Annotated in this window: 8 protein-coding genes; all 8 read left to right on the top strand. The window is 30.6% G+C overall.

The window, feature by feature from the left end; all coding sequences use genetic code 11:
* Nucleotides 1–158: 158 nt before the first annotated feature.
* The 8 genes from CLOCEL_RS19675 to hisG all read left to right on the top strand — a co-directional run bounded on the left by CLOCEL_RS19675 (nucleotide 159) and on the right by hisG (nucleotide 8,566).
* Entirely contained in the window at nucleotides 159–728 is a 570-nt protein-coding gene (locus CLOCEL_RS19675; RefSeq protein WP_010073940.1) for an HMA2 domain-containing protein, read from the top strand.
* A gap of 12 nt (nucleotides 729–740) precedes the next feature.
* A complete protein-coding gene (locus CLOCEL_RS19670; RefSeq protein WP_010073939.1) occupies nucleotides 741–1,124 on the top strand; it encodes an HMA2 domain-containing protein in 384 nt (127 codons plus the stop codon).
* Nucleotides 1,125–1,139: 15 nt separating this feature from the next.
* On the top strand, nucleotides 1,140–3,365 hold the full coding sequence (locus tag CLOCEL_RS19665; protein ID WP_010073938.1) for a heavy metal translocating P-type ATPase: 2,226 nt from the start codon (nucleotides 1,140–1,142) through the stop codon (nucleotides 3,363–3,365).
* On the top strand, nucleotides 3,346–4,209 hold the full coding sequence (locus tag CLOCEL_RS19660) for a hypothetical protein (RefSeq protein WP_010073937.1): 864 nt from the start codon (nucleotides 3,346–3,348) through the stop codon (nucleotides 4,207–4,209). Before CLOCEL_RS19665 ends, CLOCEL_RS19660 begins: the two co-directional genes overlap by 20 nt.
* 24 nt (nucleotides 4,210–4,233) lie before the next feature.
* Nucleotides 4,234–4,506, top strand: coding sequence for a hypothetical protein (locus CLOCEL_RS19655; RefSeq protein WP_010073936.1), 273 nt, complete (start codon nucleotides 4,234–4,236; stop codon nucleotides 4,504–4,506).
* 247 nt (nucleotides 4,507–4,753) lie between these two features.
* Entirely contained in the window at nucleotides 4,754–6,241 is a 1,488-nt protein-coding gene (locus CLOCEL_RS19650; protein WP_010073935.1) for a methyl-accepting chemotaxis protein, read from the top strand.
* A gap of 443 nt (nucleotides 6,242–6,684) precedes the next feature.
* Entirely contained in the window at nucleotides 6,685–7,896 is a 1,212-nt protein-coding gene (hisZ, locus tag CLOCEL_RS19645) for an ATP phosphoribosyltransferase regulatory subunit (protein ID WP_010073934.1), read from the top strand.
* Between the two features lie 19 nt (nucleotides 7,897–7,915).
* Entirely contained in the window at nucleotides 7,916–8,566 is a 651-nt protein-coding gene (gene hisG, locus CLOCEL_RS19640) for an ATP phosphoribosyltransferase (protein ID WP_010073933.1), read from the top strand.
* The last annotated feature ends 67 nt before the right edge of the window (nucleotides 8,567–8,633 follow it).

Genomic DNA, 8,633 nt, shown 5'->3' with positions numbered 1-8,633 from the left:
AAAATTTTCTACTTTGTCTATCATAAAAAATAGGTGATTTTTTAATACTCGATGAAAGTAGCTTTTCCCTATATGCAAAGATTGAAATATGAAATTTATATGTAAAGGTTACTTTAGATATAGTATATAAGAACCAGATTTGCAAGGAGGTTCATTTGATGAATTATATCTTAAAAAACTTAATAGTTCTAGCAGCCAGTACTGCAACGATAAAAGTTTTAGGCAGAGATAATAGTAGAATTAGTAAGCATAACAATTTACCAGATTTTAAAGGTATTGTTGAAGTGAGGCATGCTATTGATGGGAGGATAAGATTTTATATCCCTATTCTTAGAAATAATGAGCAAGCAAAAAATGTATTAGCCAATGAACTAAAGAAAATTGGATCAGTCAGAAGTATAGAAGCTAACACAAATATTGGAACGCTTATTATAAACTATGATAATAGACGTATGGAACCACAGTTATTGATTGCTGTAATAATAAAGCTTTTATGCCTTGAAGAGGAAGTGTCAAAAAAACCAGTACCTGTACTAAGCAACGAAATGCAACTGGTGAAGGATTCAATAAATATGGCTATATATAATAAATCAAAAGGTATAGTAGATGGAAGGTCTATTTTGATACTAGCACTTCTCAGTTCAGCAGCATATAGATTTTATACTGGTACTGGCAATAAAGTAGGTCCTACAACTTGCTTAATGTGGGCGCTTTCATATCTTGATTAAGGGGAGTGATTAATGATAGGTATTAAAGAAATGCTTAGATATAGTTTAACAAAAACTAGAGTGGTACACAGCTTGCCAGGAAGAATACGATTAAAAGTTCCTCATCTTAACAGAGTACCTATACAACATAGAAACCATCATAGTGAGATCCTTCATGCTATTAGAATTCTTAATGGAATTGAAGATGTCACCATTAACTATGATTTAGGTACTGTTTTAATTACTTATGATACAAAAGTTTTATATGAAAGAAAGTTATTAGCTTGGGTAGACAGAGTTATACAAGTAAACATTGATAATGTAGAACTGTTTAGAAGATATGGTGAAACTAATCTACAGTATGTTATCAATACAATAGAACACCAGCTTAAAGATATAGTAAAAGAATATTCCTAAACTTAGGAGGAAAAAATGTTAAATACATCATACCAAAGAAGAATAAGATCTACTGTTATACATAGCTTACCTGGGAGGGTAAGGATTAGATGTGATCAGCTTAAAGGTTCAGATAAAGATAAATTATTAAAAGATATAAAGAAAATAGCATTCATTAAAAATGCTAATATTAACACTATAACTGGCACAGCGTTGCTATTTTATGATGGTAATGAAGCTAATTTAAATATAGTAGAAGATTGTTTTAATAATTTAGTAATTAAGCAAAGTTATAGAGTTAAGAAGGAGTTAGCTTATGAAGCTAAGACGAATGGACAGAAAATATGTAGTGAAAAAGGTGGATCAATTTCCCGTATAATCACAAGAATGGGAGTTTCTTTAGGGACATTAGTTTATACTATGGCAAGAAAGAAGAATGTATATACGTTGACACAAGAAATTGGATACAAGAGGCTTCTTACAGGTCCTTCAATTATAAGTTTAGCGTTAACAGCACCAATTTTTAAAAGTGGATTCCTGTCATTGATTAAAACTAAACGGCCTAATGAAGATACATTAACAGCTACAGCGATATTGTCTAGTCTTTTGTTGGGGAAAGATGTATCAGCTTTAGTAATTATTCTACTTTCAAATACAGCTGAATTATTGACTGAATATACTGCCCAAAGAACTAGAAAATCAATTCAGGATATGCTTAGCTTAAACAGTGAGTTTGCATGGAAAGTTTTAAGAGACGGTTCAGTAAAGAAAGTAAAGATGAATGAAATAAACAAAGACGATGTTGTTATTGTTCATACTGGAGAAAAGATTTGTGTAGATGGTAGAGTAGTGACTGGTGAAGGTGCTGTAGATCAATCGCCTATTACAGGAGAATATATGCCTGTACTAAAAAAAGAAAATGATCAAGTTTTTGCTGGTTCCATATTGAAAAGTGGAACTTTGACTATTAATACAGAAAAGTCTGGAGATACGACAGTTGTAGCAAGGATATTTCATATGGTTGATAATGCACTAAGTAACAGGGCACCTATGCAAGATTATGCAGATAAGTTTTCTAATTTTTTATTGCCTTTTAGCTTTTTATTTGCGGGAGTAACTTATATAGTAACAAGGAGTCCTACAAGAGCTCTAAATATGTTAATCATTGACTATTGCTGTGGAATAAAATTATCTACTGCTACTGCTTTTTCAGCAGCTATTAATAATGCTGTGAAAAATGGGATTTTAATAAAGGGTGGAAACTATATAGAACTTATGGCTAATTCAGATACAGTTGTATTTGATAAAACTGGTACACTGACTGAAGGAAAACCTCAAGTTACTAATATTATTCCTATTTTACCTGATTTTGATGAGAGAAGGATAATAGAAATTGCCGCTGCTGCAGAAGAAACATCTAATCATCCTCTAGCATTGGGGATTTTAAATAAGCTAAAGGCAGAAGGTTGGGAGATTCCTACTCATGGAGACAATAAGACTTTTGTAGCAAGAGGCACTGTTACAAATATTAATGAAGGTATTGTTACAGTTGGAAGTAAAATCTTTATTGATGAGCTTGGGATTAACACTAGTGACACCAATGAAAAAGAAGAATGGTTATTGGCAAAAGGTGATAAGCTCATATATGTAGCTTTAAATAATAAGTTAATCGGTTTAATAGGTATTCAAGACAGAGTAAGAGAAAATATGAAAAAAGCTATAAACAATTTAAGATACCGAGGAATTGACGATATTATCTTACTTACAGGTGATTTAACAGAGCATGCTGAAATAGCTGCTACAAAGATGGGTGTAGATAGCTTTCAAGCAGAACTTTTACCGATAGATAAGGTTAATGCGATAAAAAAGCTACAAGCTAATGGATCTAAAATAATTATGATAGGTGATGGTGTTAATGATGCACCAGCACTTGCTCATGCAGATGTAGGAATTTCTCTTGGAAGTAAAAGTGCAGATATAGCAATTGAGGCTTCTGATGTTACAATCCAGAGAGAAGAGCCAATGTTAATACCTGATATCATTAAGTTATCACAGAACACTATGAATATTGTAAAGCAAAACTTTACACTTGTATTTACTATTAATAGTGTCGGAATCTTATTAAGTGCTTTTGGTGTATTGCCAGTTGTTTGGGGTGCAATTTTACACAACTCAAGTACTGTTTTAGTTGTAGGTAATTCAATAAGATTATTGATGTTTAAAACTAGAGGGGGTAAAACAAATGACAGCAAATTATCCTAGCATCGTTTTATTAAGTAAATTAACAAATCGACTGAGGGTAAAACTTAATAAACCTTTAAAAAATGAAGAAGAAATTATAAATGCACTAACTGAACATGAAGGCATAATTGATTGTAGATATAATTCTGTAATTCAAAGTTTACTAATTAACTTTAATGAAAATATAGAAGTTGAAGAGGTGCTTATACGTCTTACAATTCTATATTCAAAAGAGAATGGATTTATGCCTATAAGGATTATTAGTAGTTTACCAAAGCGAGAAATACCAATACTAGCATATTATTCTTTGGGGATAATTGCTGTTGCAGGAGTTTCTCGATTGTTTATACAAAATATATCTGTGACTAACCTGTTAAACTGGTTAGCAGCAGGTACTACAATTCTATCTATAGTGGAACATATTAAAGATGATATTGATAATAAAGGTACTGTTGATCCAGAAGCAATATCTGTACTTTATTTGCTCAACGCTATAAGAAATGGAAACTTTGTAGAAGCCTCTGCTGTGACTTGGTTAACAAACTACGGAAGACACTTCTTTAATCTAAATTTTGAAGGTATAACTTTAAAAGTAAATAAGGTTACTAATACATGCACAAATGAAATATTCTATAATGTTTCATCTATTGGTGAAGAAAGTCCAAAAAATAAGAATATGGATTTTATAAAGGTTCTATTGACTAAATATATAGAAAGACAAAGTCCTACTACAAGAAATAATGTGATGTTTACAAACAGTAATCTTAATTTAGTTCAAGATAAGCTTTTCCCTGGTTTTAATAATGAGTGTGAGAAAATAGTGTTTTCTAATAAAGGTTACAATGGAAACCTTTGTTCAATATAATATCATTTAAAGGAGGAATATAACATGATGATGCAAACAATTACTAGAGATCATATTACAGGTGCGCTAGTTGGCGCTGGAGTTTTAGCAACAGGTTATTTCATATATAAGAAAAACCAAAATAGAGTTGATGAATTTATGAGACGACAAGGAATAAATATGCCAAATAACATGACTAAGGACTACAGATCTATGTCCTTTGAAGAGTTACTCGAAACTAAAGAGTTAATTGAAGATATTATTGCAGAAAGAGAAGAACATATCCATAATCATGGAGCAACTGAACCAACAGCATAGTAAGTTATAATTGTGAGATTATTATGTAAGATAGCTTTTATTATATTTAATGATAAAAAGAAATAAAAAGTTAATATTTTATTAAGAATATAAAGCAATGATACGAATAATTGTATCATTGCTTTAATAATATATTTAAGTAGAATAAAAAAAACAAAAAACTCCAGAAGGAATTGTGAGAATAATTTACTAATATTGATGTTATAAGACAAATATGATAAAATAATCCTAATGGGGGGTCGATTATATGAACAATGAGGAGATTGAACTAATTAGAAAAGAAAATCCTAGGATAATGAAAATTTGCTGGATATTAACCATTCTCATTGACTTATTTGTTATATCCATAATAGTGAGGCAAAACAAATATCTATCTTTATTCATTATCGAGCTTATGGTACTACAGACATCTATGATAGTAGCCACAATTATTCACAAAAGAAACGACGTAAGCATTGTACCAAGAGAAATAACCTTTTGGACTTTGTACTTGACATGGCTTAGTAGTATGGTAGTTATGTCTAATCTTGCTATATGTTCTTTTATATTTCCAATAGGGATTGCATATAGCATATATGCAAACAAAAAGCTTACAATAAGAAATATTATTTTAATTACCTTCGGAGTTGGAATGAAGGTAGTGATGAACCTAGTCAACAATAATATTTCACAAGACAATTTAAATGACCATATATGTATTGTGTTGTCAATGGTGTTAATTTTTGCGGTTATGTTCAGTCTTACAAAAATAATTAAAGAAAACTTGGAACACTCTATAGAAAGTATTAAAGAGATAACGGAAGCAAAAGAAAAACAAGATTTTGTATCGAAGGGTATTGTAAGAGTTGCAGAAGTAATTGCTTGCAATTCCAATGAGATCAATAGAATTGTTGAAGATATAGCAGGTTCTTCTCAACTAGTTGCTAATGCTATTGAGCAAATAGCAAATGGAGCATCAACAACTGCAGGAGATATTCAAGAACAATCCGTATATATGGACAAGATTCATAATAAGATTGAAAAGTCTGTGGACGCTTGTAAAACAATGCAACAAGCATCAACTACTACTTCTCAAGTTGTAGAACGAGGAGTTAATATCGTTAATGAACTTAATGAAGAATCTAAAACTGTAACAAATGATAGCAATATAGTTTCTAAGTTGATGAAAGAATTAAAAGAGAAGTCTAACGACATTAGTACAATAACTTCTGTTATATCAGGAATAGCTCAGCAAACTAACTTACTTGCACTTAATGCATCTATAGAAGCAGCTAGAGCTGGGGAACAAGGAAAAGGCTTTAGTGTTGTTGCTGCTGAGGTTGGGGTCTTAGCAGAACAATGTAGAGAAGCTACAGAGAATATAAACAAAATAATTTTAAGTTTACAAGATAATGCAACTAAGTCTACAGAGATGGTAGAACGGTTAGTTGATAGTAATAATGTTCAAAGTAAATTAGTGGTTGAAACTAGCAATATATTTGAAGAGATAAATAAGAATGTTACTAAAATCGCAAATGAAAACAATTACGTAAAAGAAAGTATAGATGAAATATTGAAATCAAATGGATTTATAGTACAAGCAATTTCTAATATTTCATCTATATCCGAAGAGACTATGGCAAATTCAGAGGAAGCAACAGCAATGTCATCAGAGCATATAAATAAAGCTAAGGAAGCTAAAAAACTAGTTGATGACCTTATAGAAACTACAAATGTACTAAATGAATTTATGTAGATAAAGAGAAAACGATGAATTTAAAGCTTAGATTAAATAGGATATTAGAGAAGGTTTGCTGGAGTTAGTTTATCTACGTTAATATTGTAATAATATAATTATAAAGCAGTGGTAGCTTGCCACTGCTTTATAATTTATAAATGTATGGGAAAACTATTTATATAAATTTCAATAATATTTCCACATTTAATTTAGACCACGTTTATAAAAGTAATGTAGATTTTCAATTGTAATATATATTAGCTATAAATATAGAATAAATTTTGGATAATCTAAATTTGTTGGTTTATCTATGATTATACTAATTATTAGGATATATAATTAGTAACATTTATAGTAAAATGAAAATAAGATTTACATATTACATTGACACAAGAATAAAATAATAATATAATTTTAGTAATTTAATTAGCTAAAGTGATAAAGTAAAACAGGGGGCAATTATGAAAAAATTAAACAAATATATTCCAGAGGGAATGAGAGATTTACTTTTCGATCAATGCGAAATTAAGAATCAAGTTATCAATTCTCTAAGAGGGTTCTATAAAGAGAACGGTTATTTTGAAATAGCTACACCGACGTTAGAGTATCTTGATGTGTTCTATGGTCAAAGCGGGTCTATAGATCAGGAAAGTATGTATAAGCTTTTAGATTCAAGAGGAAGATTACTTGTGTTGAGACCGGATATGACAACTCCTTTGATGAGAGTTGCTAATACAAAATTAAGAGAAGCTACATACCCTTTAAGAGTGTGCTATAGTGGAAATATTTTTAGAAATAATGAAATCTTAGAAGGGAAACTTAGTGAAATAACTCAGTCAGGTATTGAAGTTATTGGAAGTGGAAATGCTAAGAGTGATGCAGATGTAATTATAACTGCTATTAAAGCCTTGTTGAAGGTTGGGGTCAAGGATTTTCATATAGAAATAGGACAAGCGGAATTCTTCAAGTCCCTTATTGAAGATTTAGAGTTATTTGATGAAGATATGGATACTTTAAGAAGCTTTATAGAAAAAAAGAACTTCGTTGCATTAAGGAACTTTATAGAAGAAAATAGTGAGACATTAGGGGATAATGCTGAGGCTTTAAAAGCACTTCCAACTTTATTTGGAGGAAAAGAAGTTTTAGATTCAGCGAAAGTGTTAACTAAGAATGCTAATGCTATATGTGCTATTGAAAATATTAGAGAAGTATATGAAAGTTTAGAAAGTCTTGGTTTGTCAGAATATGTGTCTATTGATTTAGGAATGATACAATTTATAGAATATTACACAGGTACAACTTTTAGGGGTTATTCAAGTCAATTAGGTTGTAGCATCCTAAGTGGCGGAAGATATGATAACCTAGCTTCAGAGTTTGGGTGTCCAAAGCCAGCAACAGGTTTTGCAATACATGTTGATAATGTTATAAATGTATTAAAAAATCAAGGTGACCAAAAAGATGAAGATAAATATGTTTTAGTACACTTTGAAAGTAAAGCTACGGTTAAGGCATATGCAGTTGCTGAAGCAGTTAGAGAAGAGGGATATATAGTAGAAATGTCTCTTTTAGATAGTGAAGATGAGGCAATTGATTACGGAAAGAAAAAAGGTTTTTGCAATATTATATTTGTATCAGAAGATGGCGAAGAAAAGTATGTTAGTTTAGAAAATTAGGAGATTTAGGGGTGTAACTATGAAGAACGTTAGAATTGCCTTGACTAAAGGAAGATTAGAAAAACATGCTATAGAGATATTTGAGAGCATTGGTATAGATTGCACAGAATTGAAGAATAAAGGAAGAAAATTAATATTCAAAGATGAAAGTAATAGGTTTGAATTTGTTCTTGCTAAAGCTGCGGATGTTTTAACTTATGTTGAACATGGAGTTGTTGATATAGGGATTGTAGGAAAGGATACTCTTTTAGAAGAAAACAAAGATTTCTATGAAGTTGTTGATTTAAAAGTAGGAAAGTGTATATTTGCATTAGCATCAGTTCCTAGTTACTTAACAATTGATAATTATAATGTGAAAAAAATTGCAACAAAGTATCCAGAAGTAGCAAGAAATTTTTTTAGAAAAAGAGGAGAAGACGTTGAGCTAATAAAAATTGAAGGTTCTGTAGAGCTTGCACCTATTTTAGGGTTAGCAGACGCTATTGTAGATATTGTTGAAACCGGAAGTACATTGAAAGAGAATGGACTTATAATAATTGAAAAGATATGTGATATAAGTGCGAGAATGATAGTTAATAAAGCTAGTCTAAAGATTCATAAGGAGCAAATAACAAACCTTATAGATAAAGTTCAAGATTACGTAGACAAAAAAGAAGCAGCGGAAATTTAGAGAAACTTAAGAGGATAACAGGAAAAAGTATTTCCTATGTTTTCTGAATTCTCATAAAAGTAAAAGA

Origin of the sequence: Clostridium cellulovorans 743B, from assembly GCF_000145275.1 — a bacterium.
GTDB lineage: Bacteria > Bacillota > Clostridia > Clostridiales > Clostridiaceae > Clostridium_K > Clostridium_K cellulovorans.
The sequence above is the reverse complement of the archived record's forward strand: the minus strand, read 5'-3'. Positions and strand labels throughout refer to the sequence as shown.